This window comes from Streptomyces sp. SudanB182_2057, assembly GCF_964272715.1.
Classification (GTDB): Bacteria; Actinomycetota; Actinomycetes; order Streptomycetales; family Streptomycetaceae; genus Streptomyces; species Streptomyces rubradiris.
Window position 1 is genome coordinate 2460221 of the sequence record NZ_OZ186798.1, and the last position, 19779, is coordinate 2479999.

Consider the following 19779-nt stretch of genomic DNA (forward strand, 5'->3'; position numbering starts at 1 on the left):
AGGACGCCGGTCCGTCCCCTGGCTCAGAAGTCCCCGTCCCCCAGGAACTCGGTGTCCTCTCCCTCTTCCTCCAGCGCCTGGCGGACGACGCGGAGGGCCATGCCCTCGGGGTAGCCCTTGCGGGCGAGCATGCCCGCGAGGCGGCGGAGCCGCTTGTCGCGGTCCAGGCCCCGGGTGGCACGCAGCTTGCGGGCGACGAGTTCCCGGGCGGTCGCCTCCTCCTGCTCGGAGTCGAGCTGGGCGACGGCGTCCTCGATCAGCGCCGAGTCGACGCCCTTGGTCCGCAGTTCCCGGGCGAGGGCGCGGCGGGCGAGACCCCGCCCGTGGTGCCGGGACTCCACCCAGGCGTCCGCGAAGGCTCCGTCGTCGATGAGCCCGACCTCCTCGAAGCGGTCCAGCACCTCCTGGGCGACGTCCTCGGGGATCTCCCGTTTGCGCAGGGCGTCCGCGAGCTGCTTGCGGGTGCGCGGGATCCCGGTGAGCAGGCGCAGGCAGATCGCCCGGGCCCGCTCAGCCGGGTCCCCTGAAGACTCCCCCCGCTCGTCCCTCGCCGAGGAGGGGGAGCCTTCGTCCTCACCGGGCGCGTCCCCGAAACCGCGCCGCCGGCCACGCCCGCGGCCCCCGCCCCGCGCGCCGCCGTTTCCCCCGAAGCCCCGGCCACGCGGCGCACCGCCCCCGTACGGCTCACCACCCGCGTCGCCCGTGTCCGGGCCACCGTCGTCCCCGTGCCCGCCGGTGCCGTCGTGGGAGCTGGATCTGCCGTAGGCGTCGGGTCCCTCGTACTCCCGCCGCCCTCGGTACCGCTCGCGTCTCCCGGGCTCGCCACGCTCGCCGAACCCGCCGTCCCGGTGTCCGTCGTCACCGGCCGGAGCGGAGTCCGGGTAGCCGCCGGTGCCCCTCCCCCGTGGGGCACCGGGGAGGGCGTACTCGTACTCGGCCCAGTCGGTTCGCCGTGTCACGGGTCAGCTCTTGGCCGCGGCGGCCTTGGGCTTGGTCGCCTTGGCGGCTGCCGGAACGGCTGCGGACTTGGCGGCGTCCCCGGCCGCGGCGGTGGCGACCGCCGCGTCGGCGCCCGGCTCGGCGGCGGGCTCCTCCGGCCGGACACCCACGCCCAGCTTCTCCTTGATCTTCTTCTCGATCTCGTTGGCCAGGTCGGGGTTGTCCTTGAGGAAGTTGCGCGCGTTCTCCTTGCCCTGGCCGAGCTGGTCGCCCTCGTACGTGTACCAGGCGCCGGCCTTGCGCACGAAGCCGTGCTCCACGCCCATGTCGATCAGGCCGCCCTCGCGGCTGATGCCCTGGCCGTAGAGGATGTCGAACTCGGCCTGCTTGAAGGGCGGCGCGACCTTGTTCTTGACGACCTTGCAGCGGGTGCGGTTGCCGACCGCCTCCGTGCCGTCCTTCAGGGTCTCGATGCGGCGGATGTCGATGCGCACCGAGGCGTAGAACTTCAGCGCCCGGCCACCGGTCGTGGTCTCGGGGGAGCCGAACATCACGCCGATCTTCTCGCGGAGCTGGTTGATGAAGATGGCGGTGGTCTTGGACTGGTTGAGCGCGCTGGTGATCTTCCGCAGCGCCTGGCTCATCAGGCGGGCCTGCAGACCGACGTGGCTGTCGCCCATCTCGCCCTCGATCTCCGCGCGCGGGACGAGCGCGGCGACCGAGTCGATGACGATGAGGTCGAGGGCGCCGGAGCGGACCAGCATGTCCACGATCTCCAGCGCCTGCTCGCCGTTGTCCGGCTGGGAGAGGATCAGGTTGTCGATGTCGACGCCGAGCTTGCGCGCGTACTCGGGGTCGAGGGCGTGCTCGGCGTCCACGAAGGCGACCTGGCCGCCGGCCTTCTGCGCGTTCGCCACGGCGTGCAGGGTCAGGGTCGTCTTACCGGAGGACTCCGGTCCGTAGATCTCCACGACACGGCCGCGCGGCAGGCCGCCCACGCCGAGGGCGACGTCGAGCGCGGTCGAGCCGGTCGGGATGACCTCGATGGGCTCCTTCGACCGCTCGCCCATGCGCATGACCGCGCCCTTGCCGAATTGCCGTTCAATCTGCGCGAGCGCGGCGTCGAGCGCCTTCTCGCGGTCGGTTCCTGCCATGGGTTCCACCCGGTTTGCTTGAGTCGATCGCTTCACGTCAAAGACGCTAACGCCTGCCACTGACAACGCGCCCCGACGCAGGCCCGCCTGTGGATAACTATGGGACATTTCCTGGCACGGCAGGGCAAATACCCCAGTCGGCAGCCTGGCCTGAGCCTCAATAAGAATGGATGTTCGATTTTTGTGTCAAGCGGACCGCCGGCCGCTCCGGTTCAGGACGAAAGACCGGCGCGGAGCACGCCGGCACACCGCGGAGCACGAGCTGAACCGCCCCGAGCCCACGGTGCCGGAGCCGCAGCAGTCCCTCCTCCGACCTGCCCGTGGCAGACCCGCGGCCCGGGCGTGCTCCGATCTTCATGAAGCAGGCGGGGCGGGCGCCGCCGCCCCCGCACACCCCGGAACTAACGGTCGCGACGCCGGTCCGTACGAGCGTCCTGCACCCCTCCTGCCCGTCCCCCAGGGCGGCGAGCGTCTACGCTCCTGCCCGCCCGCCGGGGCGGCGGCCGGGCAACAGGCGTCGCGCGCGGGTGAGCGCGCCGGGGCCGGACGGCGTCCTGCTGCGGTGCCCGTGCACCCGGGGGTCGTCGGTGACGGCGTACCGCTTCACGTACGCCCCGAGGAACGCCTGGAGGGTGGCCACCGCCGGGATGGCGATCAGCGCGCCGACCGCGCCCAGCAGTGCGGTGCCGGCGATGACCGAGCCGAAGGCGACCGCCGGGTGGATGTCGACGGTCTTGGCGGTCAGTTTGGGCTGGAGCATGTAGTTCTCGAACTGCTGATAGATCACGACGAAGCCCAGCACCCACACCGCGTACCAGGGGTCGACGGTGAACGCGATCAGCATCGGCAGCGCGCCCGCGAGGTAGGTCCCGATGGTGGGGATGAACTGGGAGACCAGGCCCACCCAGACCCCGAGCACGGGCGCGTACGGCACGCCCATGATCTCCAGCAGGATGTAGTGCGCGACCCCGGAGATGAGCGCCATGAGACCGCGCGAGTAGAGATAGCCACCCGTCTTGTCGACGGCGATCTCCCAGGCGCGCAGCACCTCGGCCTGGCGCGCGGGCGGCAGGACGGAGCACAACCCGCGCCGCAGCCGGGGGCCGTCCGCGGCGAAGTAGAACGAGAACAGGCCGACCGTGAGCAGTTGGAAGAGCCCGCCGAGCACCTGGGTGGACACGTCGAGGACGCCGGCCGCGCTGTTCTGCACGTACTTGCGCAGCCAGTCGGAGTGGAGCAGGCCCTCCTGGATGTCCACCCGTTTGAGCTCGGTGTGGAAGGTCTGGTTGGTCCAGTTGATCAGCGAGTCGAGGTACTCCGGGAAGCCCTCGACCATCTTGATGATCTGGCCGGCCAGCATCGAGCCGAGCAGGGTGACGAACCCGGCTATGACGACGGTCAGCCCGAAGAAGACCAGGAAGGTGGCGAGCCCCCTGCGTATGCCACGGGCCGCCATCCGGCTCACCGCCGGCTCGACCGCGAGGGCCAGGAAGAACGCGATCAATATGTTGATCAACAGTCCGGTCAGCTGGTGGAAGGCCCAGCTGCCCAGCTGGAAAGCGGCGATCAGCGCGAGCGCGAGCACCATGGCGCGGGGCAGCCAGCGCGGCATCCGGCCGCCCGGCGCGACGGCGCCGGCCAGCGGGGAGCGGCCGGGCGGGGTCGTCACGGGCGGTGCTGCCTGCCGGACGGACGGCTCGCCGTCCTCGGCGGTGGGTGCCAGGGATTCCTCGTCAGTGGGTGCCACTCGCCCAGTCTCGCCCACGCCACCGACAACCGGGGCCCGTGCGCGTTCCTCGCGGCGGATCGGAACCGTACTGTCGATTTTCCGACCGGCGCATACCGGCGAATCCGGCGTTTCCCGTGGTCTGTGTCACACCCGGTGTCCCGGGGCGGCCCCGTCAGCGCCTCTCGCCCGGCACGTCCATGACCGCGCAGACCACGCGCCACACGTCCTTGGCCGCCCAGCCCGCGTCCAGCGCCTCGTTCACCGTTCGTCCGCCCAGTTCGGACATCACGTGATCGCGCGCGAAGGTCTCGGCGTACCCCGGACCGAAGTGTTCCGCCATTCGCTGCCAGAAGACCGTCAACCGCATGACTCCAGTATCCCGCCCCCGGGGGTGGGCCTGCCCCGGAGCGCCTGCCGGGACCGCTTTCCGCCCTACGGTCTGACCCATGGCAGATTCAGGAGTCTCCCCGCTCCCCTCCACGCCCCCGGCGCACTCCCCGCTCTTCCGCGCCGAACAGTTCATGTGGCTCACCGCGCGCGTGCTGGAGCAGCGTCTCTTCGCCCACCACTTCCTGCACGGCTGCCCGGACGCCGTGGAAACGGCGCTGGAGGCGTACCGCAACGAGGACGGCGGGTACGGGCACGCGCTGGAGCCCGATCTGCGCGGGCCCGTCAGCCAGCCCCTGCACACCGCGCGCGCCCTGCGCGTGCTGGACGCCGTCGGGCGCTGCGGCGGGCAGCGGGTGGAGCGCGTGTGCCGCTATCTGACCTCCGTCTCCACCCCGGACGGCGCCCTGCCCGCGGTCCATCCCGGCCAGCGCGGGTATCCGACGGCACCGTTCCTCACGGTCGTCGACAACCCGCCCAGCGAGCTGCTGTCCACCGGCCCGGTGGTCGGGCTGCTGCACCGCAACGAGGTGTGGCACGCCTGGCTGTTCCGGGCCACCGACTACTGCTGGCAGGCGGTGGAGACCCTGGAGAAGTCGCACCCCTACGAGGTGCGGGCAGCCGTGGCCTTCCTGGACTCCGCTCCCGACCGCCCGCGAGCCCAGGCCGCCGCCGACCGGCTGGGCCGCCTGGTGCGGGAGCAGCGGCTGGCGGCGCTGGACCCGGACCGTCTCGACGCGTTCCCGGTCGCCGCCGGCTACGCCCCCGAAGAGCACCACTTCCCGCACGACTTCGCCCGGAGCCCGGACTCGCTCGCGCGCGCGTGGTTCACGGACGACGAGATGGCGCGCTCCCTGGACCACCTGGCCGCCGGGCAGCAGGAGGACGGGGGCTGGCCCGTCACCTGGCGGCAGTGGGCCCCGGCGCCCACGCTGGAGGCGCGCCCCGCGGTGACGATCGAGGCCCTGCGCACCCTGCGGGCCTACGGCCGCTTCGTGGGCTGAGCCACCGCCCCGGGCCCGGCCCCGCCCTGGCGGACCGGGCCCGGCCGGCTCACCCGCCGATCGCCCGCAGGCCCGCCGTCACCGCCACGGCCGCCGCCACGACCAGCAGGAACGGCGCACGCAGCAGCAGTGCCACGGCCGCGGCGCCGAGCCCCGCGGCCCGGGCGTCCAGCATGAGCGTGGCCCCGTCGGCGAACGTCTGCTGGGCCGTGAGCGCGGCGAGCAGGGCGACCGGCAGCAGCGCGGCCAGCCGCCGCACGTACGGCCGCTCGACGGCGTGCGCCGGGACGAGCAGTCCGGCGAGCTTGACGGCGTAACAGCCGACGGCGGTCCCGATGATCGCGATCCAGATGTTCACCGGCCCTCCTCCGCACCGCTCGTCCCGCCCGTGTCCCGCGGCGCGCGCCGGCCGTCCGGTCCTGGCGGACCGTCCGGTGCGTGCCCGCCGGCACCGCCGCCGCGCCGGGACTCGGCGACGAGAGCGAGCGGCGCCGCCAGCGCCGCCACCAGCACCGGCACGCCGGCCGGCAGCACCGGGAGCAGACCGAGGCCCAGCAGGACCGCCAGGCCCGCCACGGCGCGCTCGGTGGCCGTCTTCAGCATCGGCGCGAGCAGGGCCAGGAACACCGCGGGTGCCGCCGCGTCCAGGCCCCACGCGCGCGTGTCGCCGATCGCCTCGGCCCCCAGCGCGCCGAGCAGCGTGGTGAGGTTCCACAGCGCGTACAGGCTGAGCCCGGTGACCGTGAAGCCGATCCGCGCGGCCCGCCGGGTCGGCTGCGCCAGGGTCACCGCCGTGGTCTCGTCGATCACCCACTGGGCGGCCAGCGGCCGTACCGCGCGCGGGAGGGCGAGCACCTGCGACAGGCGCAGCCCGTAGAAGGCGTTGCGCACGCCCAGGAAGAAGGCGCCGGCCGCGGCCGTGAACGGGTTGCCGCCGGCGGCCAGCGCCCCGACGAGGGCGAACTGTGAGGCGCCGGTGAACACCAGGAGGCTGAGCGCGCAGGTCTGGAGCAGCCCGAGTCCGCTGCCGGCCGAGGTCACCCCGAAGGCGAAGCCGGACAGGCCCACCGCGACGCCGACCCCCAGGGCGTCCCGTACGACGGCCGCGTCCGGCTTCTTCGTGCCGTCGGTTGTTTCCGTGAGTGCTATGTGCTGTGTCACGCCCGGGACGGTACGGACGACGGCCGGTCGGCGTCTTGTACGTTCTTGCGCTCGCCCGGCGCACGCCCATGTCCGTCCGGGTTCGCGTGCCCCCGCTGGTAGGCGCCCGGAGGCACGCCGACGATCCGGGTGAAGTGCCGGTTGAGGTGGGGCTGATCGGTGAAGCCGACGGCGACGGCCGCCTCGGCGGGGGCCGTCCCCGCGTCCAGCAGCAGCCGGGCGCGGCGCACACGGGCGTCGGTCAGCCAGGTGTGCGGCGGCATGCCATAGGCGTCGCTGAACGCCCGCAGCAGGGCGAACGGGCTGGTCCCCAAATCGCGGGCCAGCCGTTCCAGGGTCGGCGGCCGGGTCATCCGCTCCTCCAGCACGGCACGCGCGCGTGCGGCGATCAGCGCACCGGCCGTCCGGGTCCGCCGCTCGGGCAGCGCACCGCCGTTCAGCCGCAGCAGTCTGGTCACGGCCACCCGCAGGAGCGTGTCGGCGGCCAGCGCGTTGCCCTCGTCGGTGGCGCGCAGCACCTGGTGGACCAGACGGGCGGCGTAGGGATCGTCGAGGACCGGGCTGACGAAGCCGGGCGTGCCCCGCAGGGTGGTGGTCTCGGCGGCGATCTCGGCGACGACGTCGGGCGAGGGGTACAGCGCGCCGTACCGCCAGCCTTCGGGCCCTCCCGCCCGGCCGGTGTGCGGGGTGTCCGGGTTGACCAGCGCGAGCGCCCCCGCGCCCGCGGAGACGACCGAGCCGCGGTGGTGGAAGACCTCGACGCCGTCGGCTATGGCCGCGATGACGAAGTTCTCGTGGGTGTGCCGGATGAAGTTCTTGCGGACGTACCGGGCCCGCAGCAGGTCGACCCCGGGCAGCTCCGCATACCGCCAGTGCCGTGCCCGCTCGCTGGAACCCGCCATACGCCCATTGTCCCGTCCGGCCCGTCCGCCGCACGCCCCTTTTCCGGCTCCCACGCCCCGCTCGCCACCCTCCGCTCCACCCCGTCTTCCCAGGTCACGGCGTTTGTCAGTGGGTGGGTGCACGATGGACGCATGGTCAGCTCCGCACACCGAGCCCTGGACGGCTTCTCCCCCGCGACCCGCGGCTGGTTCACGGGGGCCTTCTCCGCGCCCACCGCCGCCCAGGCGGGCGCGTGGCAGGCCATCCGTGCGGGCTCGGACGTGCTGGTGGTCGCCCCGACCGGCTCGGGCAAGACGCTGGCCGCGTTCCTCGCCGCCCTGGACCAACTGGCCTCGACACCGCCCCCGGCCGACCCGAAGAAGCGCTGCCGGGTGCTGTACGTGTCCCCGCTGAAGGCCCTGGCCGTCGACGTGGAGCGCAATCTGCGCAGCCCGCTGACCGGCATCCGCCAGGAGTCGGTGCGGCTGGGCCTGCCCGAGCCGGAGATCAGGGTCGGCATCCGCTCCGGCGACACCCCGGCCGCCGAGCGCCGCGCCCTGTCCACCCGCCCGCCGGACATCCTGATCACCACCCCCGAGTCGCTGTTCCTGATGCTGACCTCGGCCACGCGCGACGCGCTCACGGGCGTGGAGACGGTGATCTTGGACGAGGTGCACGCGGTCGCGGGCACCAAGCGCGGCGCGCACCTCGCGCTCTCCCTGGAGCGGCTGGACGAACTGCTGCCGAAGCCCGCCCGCCGGATCGGCCTGTCGGCGACCGTGCGCCCGGTGGACGAGGTGGCCCGCTATCTGTCGCCGCGCCGCAAGGTGGAGATCGTCCAGCCGGAGTCCGGCAAGGAGTTCGACCTCTCCGTCGTGGTCCCGGTCGAGGACATGGGCGAGTTGGGGGGTGCCCCGGCCGCCGACGCCGCCGAGGGCGGGGAGCGGCCGTCGATCTGGCCGCATGTGGAGGAGCGGATCGCCGACCTGATGCAGGCCCACCGGTCCACGATCGTCTTCGCCAACTCCCGCCGCCTGGCGGAACGGCTGTGCAACCGGCTCAACGAGATCGCGTACGAACGGGCGACCGGCGAGACCCTGGGCGAGCATCACACCCCTGCCCAGCTGATGGGCGGCTCGGGCGCGGCCCAGGGCGCGCCGCCGGTGATCGCCCGTGCGCACCACGGCTCGGTCTCCAAGGAGCAGCGTGCCCTGGTCGAGGAGGACCTGAAGGCCGGCCGGCTGCCCGCGGTGGTAGCCACCTCCAGCCTGGAACTGGGCATCGACATGGGCGCCGTCGACCTCGTCGTGCAGGTCGAGTCCCCGCCGTCGGTCGCCTCCGGGCTCCAGCGGGTGGGCCGCGCGGGCCACCAGGTCGGCGCCGTCTCGACCGGTGTCGTCTTCCCGAAGTACCGGGGCGACCTGGTCCAGGCGGCCGTGGTCACCGAGCGGATGCGCTCGGGCGCCATCGAGTCGCTGAAGGTGCCCGCGAACCCGCTGGACGTGCTCGCGCAGCAACTGGTGGCCATGACGGCGCTGGACACCTGGCAGTTCGACGACCTGCTGGCCCTGGTCCGCCGCGCGGCCCCGTTCGCCTCGCTGCCCGAGTCGGCGTTCACGGCGGTGCTGGACATGCTCGCGGGCCGCTATCCGTCCGACGCGTTCGCGGAGCTGCGCCCGCGCGTGGTGTGGGACCGCGTGGCCGGCACGGTCACCGGCCGTCCCGGCGCCCAGCGCCTGGCCGTCACCTCCGGCGGCACGATCCCGGACCGCGGTCTGTTCGGGGTCTTCCTCGCCGGTTCCGACCCCAAGAAGGGCGGCGGCCGGGTCGGCGAGCTGGACGAGGAGATGGTCTACGAGTCCCGCGTGGGCGATGTCTTCACACTGGGCACGAGTTCCTGGCGGATCGAGGACATCACGCGCGACCGGGTCCTGGTCTCGCCCGCGCCGGGCGTGCCGGGCCGGCTCCCCTTCTGGAAGGGCGACCAGCTGGGCCGCCCGCTGGAGCTGGGCCGCGCGGTGGGCGCGTTCCTGCGCGAGGTCGGCTCGCTGCCCCGGGACGACGCGCGGCCGCGGCTGCTGGCGGCCGGCCTGGACGCGTGGGCGGCGGACAACGTGCTGTCGTACCTGAGCGAACAGCGCGAGGCATGCGGTCACGTCCCCGACGACCGCACGATCGTCGTGGAGCGCTTCCGCGACGAGCTGGGCGACTGGCGGGTCGTGGTGCACTCGCCCTTCGGGGCCCAGGTCCACGCCCCGTGGGCGCTCGCCCTCGGCGCCCGCCTGTCCGAGCGGTACGGCATGGACGCGCAGGTCATGCACGCCGACGACGGCATCGTGCTGCGCCTGCCCGACGCCGATCTGCTGGGCTTGGACCTGCTCGACCAGGAGCCGGCGAAGGCGGGCACCGCCTACGACAGCGAGCAGGCCCCGGTCGGCGCGGCGGACGTCGCCTTCGACAAGGGCGAGGTCGACCAGATCGTCACCGACCAGGTCGGCGGTTCGGCGCTGTTCGCCTCCCGGTTCCGGGAGTGCGCCGCCCGCGCGCTGCTGCTGCCGCGCCGCAATCCCGGCAAGCGCACCCCGCTGTGGCAGCAGCGCCAGCGCGCCGCCCAGCTGCTCCAGGTGGCGAGCGAGTTCGGCTCGTTCCCGATCGTCCTGGAGGCCGTCCGCGAATGTCTCCAGGACGTCTTCGACGTGCCCGGGCTGGTCGAGCTGATGGGTGACATCGAGTCCCGCAAGGTGCGCCTGGTCGAGGTCACCACCCCCGAGCCGTCCCCGTTCGCCCGCTCCCTGCTCTTCGGGTACGTCGCCCAGTTCCTGTACGAGGGCGACTCCCCGCTGGCCGAGCGCCGCGCCGCCGCGCTGTCCCTGGACTCGCGGCTGCTGGCCGAGCTGCTGGGCCAGGCGGAGCTGCGCGAACTGCTCGACGCCGACGTGCTGACCGAGCTGGAGCGCGAGCTGCAGTGGCTCACCGAGGACCGCCGGGTCAAGGACGTCGAGGGCGTCGCCGACGTGCTCCGGCTGCTCGGCCCGCTGACCGACGCGGAGCTGGCGGCGCGGGGCGCGGACCCGGAGTGGGCGCGGGAGCTGGCCGGGGCGCGCCGGGCCATCAAGGTGCGGATCGCGGGCGCCGACCACTGGGCGGCCGTGGAGGACGCGGGCCGGCTGCGCGACGCGCTCGGCACGGCGCTGCCGGTCGGTGTCCCGGAGGCGTTCACCGAGCCGGTCAAGGACCCGCTGGGTGACCTCCTCGCGCGCCACGCCCGTACGCACGGCCCGTTCACCTCGGCCACGGCGGCGGCCCGGTTCGGGCTCGGCGTCGCGGTCACCGAGGGCGCGCTGCAGCGGCTGGCCGCGGCCGGAAGGGTCGTCCAGGGCGAGTTCCATCCGGCCGGCATCGGCCAGGAGTGGTGCGACGCGGCCGTACTGCGCCGGTTGCGCCGCCGCTCGCTGGCGGCACTGCGGCACGAGCTGGAGCCGGTGCCGCCCGCCGCGCTCGCCCAGTTCCTGCCGCAGTGGCAGCACATCGGCAGGGGCCACGAACTGCGCGGCGTCGACGGCCTGGTGCGGGCCGTCGAGCAGTTGCAGGGCGCGTCCGTGCCCGCCTCCGCGCTGGAGAAGCTGGTCCTGCCCTCCCGCGTGGCGGGTTACACGCCCTCGATGCTCGACGAGCTGACCGCCGCGGGCGAGGTGGTGTGGGCCGGTGCGGGCGCCCTGCCCGGCAAGGACGGCTGGGTCTCCCTGTACCTGGCGGACGCGGCCCCGCTGCTGCTCCCGGCGCCCCACCCGCTGGAGCTGACCGCGCTCCACCAGTCCGTCCTGGACACCCTGTCCGGCGGGTACGGGCTGTTCTTCCGGCAGATCGCCGACCAGGTCCGCGCCACCACCCACCCGGAGGTCACCGATCCGCAGCTGGCCGACGCCCTGTGGGACCTCGCCTGGTCCGGCCGGCTCACCAACGACACCCTCGCGCCGATGCGCGCCCTGCTGGGCTCCGGACGTACGGCGGGCTCCACCGCGCACCGCGCCAAGCGCGCCGTTCCGCGCGGGCGCTACGGCTCCCTGACGGCCGCCGCGCGCACCGCCTCCCGCACCGGCCCGCCGACCGTCGCGGGCCGCTGGTCGCTGCTGCCGGCGGCCGAGCCTGACGCCACGGTGCGCGCGCACGCGCTGGCTCGTACGCTCCTGGACCGGCACGGCGTGGTCACCCGGGGCGCGGTCGCCGCGGAGGGGGTCGAGGGCGGTTTCTCCGCGGTGTACCGGGTGCTGTCGGTGTTCGAGGAGAGCGGCCAGACCCGGCGCGGTTACGTGGTGGAGGGACTGGGCGCGGCCCAGTTCGCGATGGACGGCGCGGTGGACCGCCTGCGCGCGGTGGCGAACGCCCGCGAGCGCACCGAGGGCCTGCCCGCCCCGGCCGACCGGAACGGCTTCGCCACCCCGGGCACGGCGGACGGCTTCGGCACGGCGGCAACCGCGAACGGTTTCGACACCCGAGGCTCGGTGAATGGCTTCGGCTCCCCGGGACCGGGGAACGGCTTCGGCTGGACGGATTCGGCGAGCGGCTTCCACTCACCGGGCGCCACGAACGGCTTCGCCGAGCAAGACTTCCCGGACCCGTTCGACAGCCCCCAGGGACCCCGGGAAGCCCGCGCGCCCCACCGCTCCGACGGCGGCCCGCACGACCACGCCCCCGCCCCCGGGCCCTTCGACGCGGCCGACGGCGGCTTCACCCACCCCGGCCTGGACGGCGACTTCACCTGGCCGCCGGACGACCGCACCGGCGCCGACGGCGACCCGTTCCCGTCCCGCGGCCCCGCGGACCCGTTCGTCTCCCCCGGCTACGGCGGCCCCCGCGGCACCGGCCCCGCCTACGGCCCGGGCGCCGCCCCCGGCGCGGCCCCGCACCGCGCCCGCGGGGGTCACGGCCACGGCCGTACGGGCGCCGCACCCGGCTCCCGCGCCGTGGTCCTCGCCGCGGCCGACCCCGCGAACGCCTACGGCTCCGCGCTGCCCTGGCCGGAGCCGCCGGCCGGCGCCGGGCACAAGCCGGGCCGCAAGGCGGGTTCGCTGGTGGTGCTGGTGGACGGCGAGCTGACGCTCTACATGGAGCGCGGCGGCAAGACGCTGCTGGTCTGGCCCGCCACCCCGGACACGGCCGCGACGGACGACCCCCGTCTGCGCGCGGCCGCCGAGGCGCTGGCCACGGCGGCCCGCGCGGGCGCGCTCGGCACGGTCACGGTGGAGCGGATCAACGGCGCGCAGGCCCTGACGTCCCCCACAGGCGCCCTCCTGGAGACCGCCGGGTTCGTGGCGACACCGCGCGGCCTGCGCCTGAGACCGTGAGGCCGCCCCGGCCCGCACGACGGCACCGGCACCCCCGACAGCCACGTGGCAGGCTTGAGGCATGCCCGAAGGCGACACGGTCTGGCAGGCCGCGCGGCGGCTGCACGAGGCCCTCGCGGGCAAGGTGCTGACCCGCAGCGACTTCCGCGTGCCCAAGTACGCGACGGTCGACCTGGCCGGCCGCGCGGTCCTGAACACCATCCCGCGCGGCAAGCACCTGCTGACCCGCTTCGAGGACGGCCTGACCCTGCACACCCATCTGCGGATGGAGGGCGCGTGGAAGGTGTACGACGCGGGCGAGCGCTGGCGGGGCGGGCCGGCCCACCAGATCCGCGCCGTCCTGTCCACCACCGACCGCGCGGCCGTCGGCTACCGCCTCCAGGTCCTGGAACTGCTGCGCACGGCGGACGAGGAGCGGGTCGTCGGCCATCTCGGCCCCGACCTGCTCGGCCCGGACTGGGACCCCGAGCGCGCCCTGGCCAACCTCCTGGCGGACCCCGCCCGGCCGCTCGGCGAAGCCCTGCTGGACCAGCGCAATCTGGCCGGCATCGGCAACGTCTACAAGAGCGAGCTGTGCTTCCTGCTCGGCGTGACCCCGTGGCTGCCCGTCGGCGCGCTCCCCGCCGACCGTGCCCGGAAGCTGCCGGGCCTGGCCAAGCGGCTGCTGGAGGCGAACCGTGACCGCCCGGTCCGGCAGACCACCGGAGTGCCCCGGCACGACCTGTTCGTCTACGGCCGCGCGCCCCGGCCGTGCCTGCGCTGCCACACCTCCGTCCGGGTCGCCGACCAGGGCGACGGTTCCCAGGAACGCCCCACCTACTGGTGCCCCACCTGCCAGCCGGGCCCCGCCCCGGCTCCCGGTTCCCCGCAGCGCTGGCGGGAGAAGTACCCCCGCCGCCCTCGCACTCCCTGAACGGTCATGCTGATTCACGGACCGTCAGAAATGCTCGTACCGTCCCCGTCATGGCCCTGAGCGCGTACGACCTCACCGGACGCACCGCCTTCGTCACCGGAGCCGGCAGCGGCATCGGCCGGGCCTGTGCCGTGCTGCTCGCCGAGGCGGGGGCGCGGGTGCACTGCGCCGACCGGGACGCGGACGGCCTGGACGGCACCGCCGCGCTGATCGAGGACCGCGGCGGCACGGCCCGGGTCCACACCGTCGATGTCACCGACCGGTCCGGGCTCGCCGAGGCGGTCCGCTCCTGCGGCCGGCTGGACGTGCTGGCCGCGATCGCCGGGATCATGCACAGCGCCACGGTCCTGAAGACCCGGGACGAGGACCTGGACCGGGTGCTGAACGTCAACTTCAAGGGAGTGCTGTACGCCTGCCAGGAGGCGGCCCGGCTGATGCTCGCCCACGGCACCCGCGGCAGCATCGTCACCATGGCCTCCGGCGCGGTCGACACCGGCGGCGCCGGGCTGCTCTGCTACGGCGCGGCCAAGGCGGCCGTGGTCCAGCTGACGAAGACGCCGGCCACCGAGCTCGGCCCGCACGGCGTCCGGGTCAACGCGGTCGCCCCGGGCTGGATCCGCACCCCCATGACCGCCCGCCCGGGCCGTGCGGCCCAGGCGCACACCGAGGCCGTGATGACCCGCATGGCACCGCTGGGCCGGGTCGGCGAGCCGGACGACGTGGCGCACGCGGTGCTGTACCTGGCCTCGGACGCGTCGGCGTTCACGACGGGTCAGATACTTCGCCCGAACGGGGGTGTGGCGATGCCCTGGTGACGTCCCCGGCCCGCCAGGCGGCCTCCCAGCGCCCCGCCGGCACGGCCCCGGCCGCGCGCGCCTTGGGTACGCAGTGCACGGGCAGCAGGCTCAGCCCCCAGCCGCCGGCCGCGACGGCCGCTTCCAGCACGCCCGGGTCCTCCCCCACGGCCAGCCGCAGCGCGGCCCACCACCACAGGGCCCCGAGCCCGAGCGCGACCCCCCGGCGCACTATGCGTCCTGCCATGCCCGCCATCACCTCCAGCCGGACGCTAGACCGTCGCCCGCCCCGCGCGGGAGGCGCACCACGGGCTCACCGATGCACCGCCGGACCACTCGGCGCCGGCAGACCGCGGGATTCCCCGGCCGCCCCCGCTACGCGTTCTCCGCCTGGAACATCCAGTGGTGCTTCTCCAGATCCGCGGTGATCGCGATGAGGAGATCCTGGGAGACCGGGTCGGGCGTCTCGGTCGCGGTCACCCGCTGCCGCATCCGGGTGATCACCGAGCCCAGCGCGTCCACCATCGCCGAGACCGCGTCCGTGTCCTTGATCCAGCCCGCCGGAGCCGTCTTGATGCCGCTGCCGGAGGCCACGGTGGCGGCGCGGCCGTCGGGCGGTACGCCCAGCGCCGACGCCCGCTCGGCAACGGTGTCGGAGTGGGTGCGGGCGGAGGCGACGACCTCGTCCAGCTGGAGGTGGATGGAGCGGAACCGGGGGCCGACGATGTTCCAGTGGATCTGCTTGCCGGTCAGCGCGAGGTCCACCAGGTCCATCAGGGCGCCCTGAAGCGCCTCGGACACGACCTTCAGGTCCGCGTCGGCCAACGGGCTCTTCACGACGTACATCCGCTTCCTCCGGTGCTTCGGCGCCGTCACGTCCCTCCCACGATGACCGCACGGCACAACACCGGCAAACGGGATCTACAGGGAGAAAAGCCTCCACGGGCAGACAAGAAGCCCCGGCCGGGCTGTCCGGAGGGATCCGGAGAGGCCCGGCCGGGGCTTCGTTCGTTCAGGGGTGTCAGGCCGCGCGCGCGGACCTCACGCCGCGACCACGTCCGCGGGCGCCTTGATGGTCACCCGTTCCGGTGGCACACCGGTCACCGACACGGAACCCAGCATCGGCCGGACCGGCGTGGGCACAGGCTCGGTGGCGCGGGCGGACTGGGCCAGTTCGGCGAGCGCCAGCTCGTCGCTCACTTCCCGCATGAGTTCCGACATCCGTACGTCCAGCGCGTCGCAGATGGCGGCGAGCAGCTCGGAGGAAGCCTCCTTCTGCCCCCGCTCCACCTCGGAGAGATAGCCGAGTGAGACTCGGGCGGACGAGGAGACTTCGCGCAGAGTACGGCCCTGGCGTTGGCGCTGCCGACGCAGCACGTCACCCAGCAGGCGACGGAGCAGAATCATCGGTGGCTCCCTCCTCGGACCGCGTAGCCGCATCCTTCTCGCCCCACCGTACCGCCTTGCGCCGCGGCCGTGCGGGGAGCGATGTCGTGTTCACTCAGGGCTGCAAACATCAAAACCCCCCGTTCCGTTCCGTATCCTGTGCCCGCTCATTCCCAGTCTGTTCGCCCGCAAGCCGCTCCAGCAGCACTGCGAGTACGCTCCGTACACTCTCCATACGAATTTCCGCACGGCCGCCGTTCAACCGCAGCGCCCGGACTTTTCCGCCACCGGCAGAACCGGACCGGCCGGTGAGGGGTCCGTCCACGGCCACGTAGACCGTCCCGACGGGCTTGCCGTCCTGCGGGTCGGGGCCCGCCACTCCGGTGGTCGCGATGCCCCAGTCGGCACCGAGAAGCGTGCGGACTCCGGCCGCCATCTGCCCCGCGACCTGCGGATCCACCGCACCGCGCTGGGCCAGCAGGGGGCCGTCGACGCCGAGCAGCCCGTGCTTGAGCTCGGTGGCGTAGGCGGTGACCGAGCCCCGGAACACCCGGGACGCCCCGGGTACCCCGGTGATCTCCGCCGCCACCAGACCACCGGTCAGCGACTCGGCGACGGCAAGGGTCTCGCCCCTCACGGTCAGTAGTCGCACCAGTTCGGTGGCCTGGGAGCTCACGCGTCCTTCTCCTCCAACGCCGCCGCGCGCTCGGCGATTCCCCGCCGGCGCAGCACAATGGCTTGTCTTACGTAGTCGAGGCCCGTCACGACCGTGAGGACGACCGCCGCGGCCATCACCCAGAACCTCAGGGTGGCCAGCCACCCCGTCAGCGCCAGGACGTACATGCCCACGGCCACGCCCTGGGTGAGGGTCTTCAGCTTGCCGCCGCGGCTGGCGGGGATCACGCCGTAGCGAATGACCAGAAAACGCAGCAGGGTGATGCCGAGTTCCCGGCCGAGGATCACGGCCGTCACCCACCAGGGCAGGTCGCCCAGGGCCGACAGACAGATGAGCGCCGCCCCCATGATCGCCTTGTCGGCGATGGGGTCGGCGATCTTCCCGAAGTCGGTGACCAGGTTGTACGTCCGCGCCAGATGCCCGTCGAACAGGTCGGTGATCATGGCGATGGCGAAGGCGGCCCAGGCCAGCGAGCGCCAGGCCGGGTCGTAGCCGCCGTCCGCCAGCATCAGCGCCACGAAACCGGGGACCAGCAGCAGCCGCAGCATGGTCAGCAGATTGGCGACGTTCCAGACACTGGCCTGGTTGACGGCCGCAGCCGTGATCTTGCCGCCACGGGCGGCCTTGCCGCCCTCGTCGGCGGGACCTGAAGCAGAACCGGAGACCTCGGACCGGGCGCCGTCGGCAGCGGCGGCGGTGCCCCGGGCGCGGTGCGCGCCGGAGGAGCCGCCCGCGGCGGATGCCGGGACTCCGGTCATCTGCCCGCCTCCTCACTACACGCGAGCGAGCCGGCCAGCGGCTCGGCCACCAGGTCGACACCTTCCGTGCCGACCACCTTCGCCTCGACCATACGTCCGACGGTGAGGCCCTCGCCGCTCGTGAGCAGCACCTGGCCGTCGGTCTCCGGCGCCTGGTGCGCGGCACGGCCGTGGACGCCCTCCTCCTCGTCCACCGACTCCACCAGGACCCGCACGGTCTCGCCGACGCGCTCCTCGGCGCGCTGCGAGACCAGTTCCTCGGCCAGCCGGGAGATGTGGGCCAGGCGCTCGGCGACGACGTCCTCGTCCAGCTTGGTGTCGTACGTCGCCGCTTCCGTGCCCTCCTCGTCGGAGTAGCCGAACACGCCGATGGCGTCCAGCCGGGCGCCGTTCAGGAAGCGCTCCAGTTCGGCCAGGTCCGACTCGGTCTCGCCGGGGAAGCCGACGATGAAGTTGGAGCGCACGCCGGCCTCGGGGGCCTTGCTCCGGATGGTGTCCAGCAGCTCCAGGAACCGGTCGGTGTCGCCGAAGCGGCGCATGGCGCGCAGCACGTTCGGCGCGGAGTGCTGGAAGGACAGGTCGAAGTACGGGGCGACCTTGGGCGTCGAGGTGAGGACGTCGATCAGCCCGGGGCGCATCTCGGCCGGCTGGAGGTAGCTCACCCGGACCCGCTCGATGCCGTCCACCGCGGCCAGCTCCGGCAGCAGGGACTCCAGCAGGCGGATGTCGCCCAGGTCCTTGCCGTAGGAGGTGTTGTTCTCGGAGACCAGCATGATCTCCTTCACGCCCTGCTCGGCCAGCCAGCGGGTCTCGTTCAGGACGTCGCTGGGGCGGCGGGAGATGAAGGAGCCGCGGAAGGACGGGATGGCGCAGAAGGAGCAGCGCCGGTCGCAGCCCGAGGCGACCTTGACCGAGGCGACCGGGGAGCCGTCCAGGCGGCGGCGCAGCGGCGCGCGGGGCCCGGAGGCGGGGGCGACGCCCTCCGGCAGATCGGCCGGGGCGTGGCCGGGCAGCGCGACGGACGCCGCCGATTCCTGGCGCTCGGCCGGGCTGATCGGCAGCAGCTTGCGCCGGTCGCGCGGGGTGTGGGAGGCGTGGATGCCGCCGGACAGGATGGTCTGCAGGCGGTCGGAGATGTCCGTGTAGTCGTCGAAGCCGAGCACGCCGTCGGCCTCGGGCAGCGCCTCGGCCAGTTCCTTGCCGTACCGCTCGGCCATGCAGCCCACCGCCACGACGGCCTGGGTTCTCCCGTGGCCCTTGAGGTCGTTGGCCTCCAGCAGGGCGTCGACGGAGTCCTTCTTCGCGGCCTCCACGAAGCCGCAGGTGTTGACCACGGCGACGTCGGCGTCCGCGGCGTCGTCCACGAGCTGCCAGCCGTCCGCCTCCAAACGGCCTGCGAGCTCCTCGGAATCCACCTCGTTACGAGCGCAGCCGAGAGTGACGAGTGCGACGGTACGGCGTTCAGGCATGTGCTCAAGACTACTTTGTCTCACCGACAGCCCTCGTCGACGGGGTTGGCCGGGCCCGGCCGACTCCGTCACATCCCGTGCCGCGCGGCCCGTCAGCCCGCCACGGGGTCGCCCTTGGTGTAGGTGAGACGCTCGACCGCGCCGGGCCGGAAGGTGTCCTCGATCTTCTTGCCGTTGACGTACAGCTCGATCGCGCCCGCGTCGCCGAGGATGAGGTTGATCTTGGAGTTGTCCTGGAAGGTCTTCGACTGGCCCTGCTTGAGCAGCCCGTCGAAGAGCATCCGGCCGTTGTGGTCCTTGGCGGAGATCCAGCTGCGTCCGTTAGGCGCGCTGACCTGGACGGTCACCTTGTCCTGGGGAGCGGCGGCGATGGCGCTGTCGGAGGGCTCGCCGGTCGGCTGGACCGGCTTGTCCTTCTTCGGCGGGGCCGGGGCGCTGGTGCCGGCGCTGGACGGGCTGCCCTCGGCGACGTGGGACTTGGAGTCGCCGGAGGAGGAGCCGCCCTTGAACGCGGTGAACCCGACGAACCCGATCACGACGACGATGGCGGCGACCATCGCCGCCGTCCAGTTCGGGCCACGCCGCTCGGGCCGGATCCGCTCCGCCTCGAACAGCGGCGCGGCGGGGGTGGGCGCGGGACGGCCGCCGTGCTCGGCGTCGTACTGGGCGATCAGCGGCTCGGGGTCGAGGTGGACGGCCCTGGCCAGCGTACGGATGTGCCCGCGGGCGTACACGTCGCCGCCGCAGGGGGCGAAGTCGTCCGCCTCGATGGCGCGCACGATGGCGATACGGACCCGAGTGGCGGTGCTGACGTCGTCCACGGTCAGCCCGGCCGCGATCCGCGCCTGCTTCAGGGCGCGGCCCACGGAAGGTCGGGCTTCCTGGGACTCGTCTCGGAACGGACGCTCGTCTTCAGGGGAGTTGCCGAGGGACACGGGGGCGCCTTTCGAGCGTATAGCCACCTGTGCTGGAAGCTCAGTCTAGGGGGGTGACGAAAGGGTGGGGCAACCGGACGGTATGACTTTGTACGCCAACGGATTGGCACGACATGCCGATGGTCGGACAAGCAGGTACCCCGGGGCGAGGTCCTTACCTGACCTTTCGCTCAACTGGACGTACGGCAAACCCAAACGGTTGCCCCATGCCCCCTAACGGGTGGGTCACGGCCGCTCGGCCACCCGG

18 protein-coding genes are annotated in these 19779 nt (G+C 73.5%); 4 read left to right on the plus strand and 14 right to left on the minus strand.

The genetic code is table 11. The features are described from left to right. Positions 1-23 precede the first annotated feature (23 nt). The 4 genes from recX to ACSURM_RS10400 form a co-directional block, all read right to left on the minus strand. The gene (recX, locus tag ACSURM_RS10385) at positions 24-959 is read right to left on the minus strand and encodes a recombination regulator RecX (protein ID WP_436954721.1); all 936 of its coding nucleotides are present in this window, start codon (positions 957-959) and stop codon (positions 24-26) included. A 3-nt stretch (positions 960-962) separates the two neighbouring features. Beyond that, positions 963-2093, minus strand: coding sequence for a recombinase RecA (gene recA / locus ACSURM_RS10390; RefSeq protein WP_359046595.1), 1131 nt, complete (start codon positions 2091-2093; stop codon positions 963-965). A gap of 472 nt (positions 2094-2565) precedes the next feature. Further along, a complete protein-coding gene (locus ACSURM_RS10395; protein ID WP_436961024.1) occupies positions 2566-3816 on the minus strand; it encodes an AI-2E family transporter in 1251 nt (416 codons plus the stop codon). Between the two features lie 178 nt (positions 3817-3994). Continuing rightward, positions 3995-4189 (minus strand): DUF3046 domain-containing protein, encoded by a 195-nt coding sequence (locus ACSURM_RS10400; RefSeq protein ID WP_145487455.1) that lies wholly within the window; start codon positions 4187-4189, stop codon positions 3995-3997. A 79-nt stretch (positions 4190-4268) separates the two neighbouring features. Here ACSURM_RS10400 and ACSURM_RS10405 point away from each other — a divergent pair, with 79 nt between their 5' ends. Continuing rightward, positions 4269-5213, plus strand: a complete 945-nt coding sequence (locus ACSURM_RS10405) for a hypothetical protein (protein ID WP_436954722.1) — start codon at positions 4269-4271, stop codon at positions 5211-5213. A gap of 49 nt (positions 5214-5262) precedes the next feature. Here ACSURM_RS10405 and ACSURM_RS10410 read toward each other — a convergent pair whose 3' ends face one another. The 3 genes from ACSURM_RS10410 to ACSURM_RS10420 are packed head-to-tail and all read right to left on the minus strand — an operon-like array spanning position 5263 to position 7276. Continuing rightward, positions 5263-5571 carry an AzlD domain-containing protein gene (locus ACSURM_RS10410; RefSeq protein ID WP_436954723.1) on the minus strand — a complete coding sequence of 103 codons (309 nt, stop codon included), beginning with the start codon at positions 5569-5571 and terminating at the stop codon, positions 5263-5265. Then, positions 5568-6374, minus strand: coding sequence for an AzlC family ABC transporter permease (locus ACSURM_RS10415; protein ID WP_436954724.1), 807 nt, complete (start codon positions 6372-6374; stop codon positions 5568-5570). The genes ACSURM_RS10410 and ACSURM_RS10415 overlap by 4 nt, the downstream gene beginning before the upstream one ends. Further along, positions 6371-7276, minus strand: a complete 906-nt coding sequence (locus ACSURM_RS10420) for an AraC family transcriptional regulator (protein WP_436954725.1) — start codon at positions 7274-7276, stop codon at positions 6371-6373. The genes ACSURM_RS10415 and ACSURM_RS10420 overlap by 4 nt, the downstream gene beginning before the upstream one ends. 132 nt (positions 7277-7408) lie before the next feature. Between ACSURM_RS10420 and ACSURM_RS10425 the strand changes: the two genes are divergently transcribed. The 3 genes from ACSURM_RS10425 to ACSURM_RS10435 all read left to right on the plus strand — a co-directional run bounded on the left by ACSURM_RS10425 (position 7409) and on the right by ACSURM_RS10435 (position 14329). After that, a complete protein-coding gene (locus ACSURM_RS10425) occupies positions 7409-12601 on the plus strand; it encodes an ATP-dependent helicase (protein WP_436954726.1) in 5193 nt (1730 codons plus the stop codon). A 61-nt stretch (positions 12602-12662) separates the two neighbouring features. After that, complete coding sequence (locus tag ACSURM_RS10430) at positions 12663-13514, plus strand: Fpg/Nei family DNA glycosylase (protein WP_436954727.1); 852 nt, start codon at positions 12663-12665, stop codon at positions 13512-13514. A 50-nt stretch (positions 13515-13564) separates the two neighbouring features. Beyond that, positions 13565-14329, plus strand: a complete 765-nt coding sequence (locus ACSURM_RS10435) for an SDR family NAD(P)-dependent oxidoreductase (RefSeq protein WP_436954728.1) — start codon at positions 13565-13567, stop codon at positions 14327-14329. Here the strand turns inward: ACSURM_RS10435 and ACSURM_RS10440 are convergent. The 7 genes from ACSURM_RS10440 to ACSURM_RS10470 form a co-directional block, all read right to left on the minus strand. Next, positions 14277-14555: a hypothetical protein gene (locus ACSURM_RS10440; RefSeq protein WP_436954729.1), complete on the minus strand. Its 279-nt coding sequence runs from the start codon at positions 14553-14555 to the stop codon at positions 14277-14279. The genes ACSURM_RS10435 and ACSURM_RS10440 overlap by 53 nt on opposite strands. 128 nt (positions 14556-14683) lie before the next feature. Further along, positions 14684-15154, minus strand: coding sequence for a Dps family protein (locus tag ACSURM_RS10445; protein ID WP_436954730.1), 471 nt, complete (start codon positions 15152-15154; stop codon positions 14684-14686). A gap of 195 nt (positions 15155-15349) precedes the next feature. Further along, positions 15350-15715: a helix-turn-helix domain-containing protein gene (locus ACSURM_RS10450; protein ID WP_030608842.1), complete on the minus strand. Its 366-nt coding sequence runs from the start codon at positions 15713-15715 to the stop codon at positions 15350-15352. A 109-nt stretch (positions 15716-15824) separates the two neighbouring features. Beyond that, positions 15825-16370 carry a CinA family protein gene (locus ACSURM_RS10455; RefSeq protein ID WP_436954731.1) on the minus strand — a complete coding sequence of 182 codons (546 nt, stop codon included), beginning with the start codon at positions 16368-16370 and terminating at the stop codon, positions 15825-15827. Then, positions 16367-17128, minus strand: coding sequence for a CDP-diacylglycerol--glycerol-3-phosphate 3-phosphatidyltransferase (pgsA, locus tag ACSURM_RS10460; RefSeq protein WP_359046617.1), 762 nt, complete (start codon positions 17126-17128; stop codon positions 16367-16369). Before pgsA ends, ACSURM_RS10455 begins: the two co-directional genes overlap by 4 nt. After that, complete coding sequence (rimO, locus tag ACSURM_RS10465; protein ID WP_359046619.1) at positions 17125-18597, minus strand: 30S ribosomal protein S12 methylthiotransferase RimO; 1473 nt, start codon at positions 18595-18597, stop codon at positions 17125-17127. The genes pgsA and rimO overlap by 4 nt, the downstream gene beginning before the upstream one ends. 92 nt (positions 18598-18689) lie before the next feature. Further along, a complete protein-coding gene (locus tag ACSURM_RS10470) occupies positions 18690-19532 on the minus strand; it encodes a helix-turn-helix domain-containing protein (protein WP_436954732.1) in 843 nt (280 codons plus the stop codon). Between the last annotated feature and the right edge of the window lie 247 nt (positions 19533-19779).

Coding starts and splice junctions, on each gene's coding strand:
- recA (WP_359046595.1), bottom strand. CDS start 2,093: ATGGCAGGAACCGACCGCGAGAAGGCGCTCGACGCCGCGCTCGCGCAG.
- ACSURM_RS10400 (WP_145487455.1), bottom strand. CDS start 4,189: ATGCGGTTGACGGTCTTCTGGCAGCGAATGGCGGAACACTTCGGTCCG.
- ACSURM_RS10405 (WP_436954722.1), top strand. CDS start 4,269: ATGGCAGATTCAGGAGTCTCCCCGCTCCCCTCCACGCCCCCGGCGCAC.
- ACSURM_RS10420 (WP_436954725.1), bottom strand. CDS start 7,276: ATGGCGGGTTCCAGCGAGCGGGCACGGCACTGGCGGTATGCGGAGCTG.
- ACSURM_RS10425 (WP_436954726.1), top strand. CDS start 7,409: ATGGTCAGCTCCGCACACCGAGCCCTGGACGGCTTCTCCCCCGCGACC.
- ACSURM_RS10430 (WP_436954727.1), top strand. CDS start 12,663: ATGCCCGAAGGCGACACGGTCTGGCAGGCCGCGCGGCGGCTGCACGAG.
- ACSURM_RS10435 (WP_436954728.1), top strand. CDS start 13,565: ATGGCCCTGAGCGCGTACGACCTCACCGGACGCACCGCCTTCGTCACC.
- ACSURM_RS10440 (WP_436954729.1), bottom strand. CDS start 14,555: ATGGCAGGACGCATAGTGCGCCGGGGGGTCGCGCTCGGGCTCGGGGCC.
- ACSURM_RS10445 (WP_436954730.1), bottom strand. CDS start 15,154: ATGTACGTCGTGAAGAGCCCGTTGGCCGACGCGGACCTGAAGGTCGTG.
- ACSURM_RS10450 (WP_030608842.1), bottom strand. CDS start 15,715: ATGATTCTGCTCCGTCGCCTGCTGGGTGACGTGCTGCGTCGGCAGCGC.
- pgsA (WP_359046617.1), bottom strand. CDS start 17,128: ATGACCGGAGTCCCGGCATCCGCCGCGGGCGGCTCCTCCGGCGCGCAC.
- rimO (WP_359046619.1), bottom strand. CDS start 18,597: ATGCCTGAACGCCGTACCGTCGCACTCGTCACTCTCGGCTGCGCTCGT.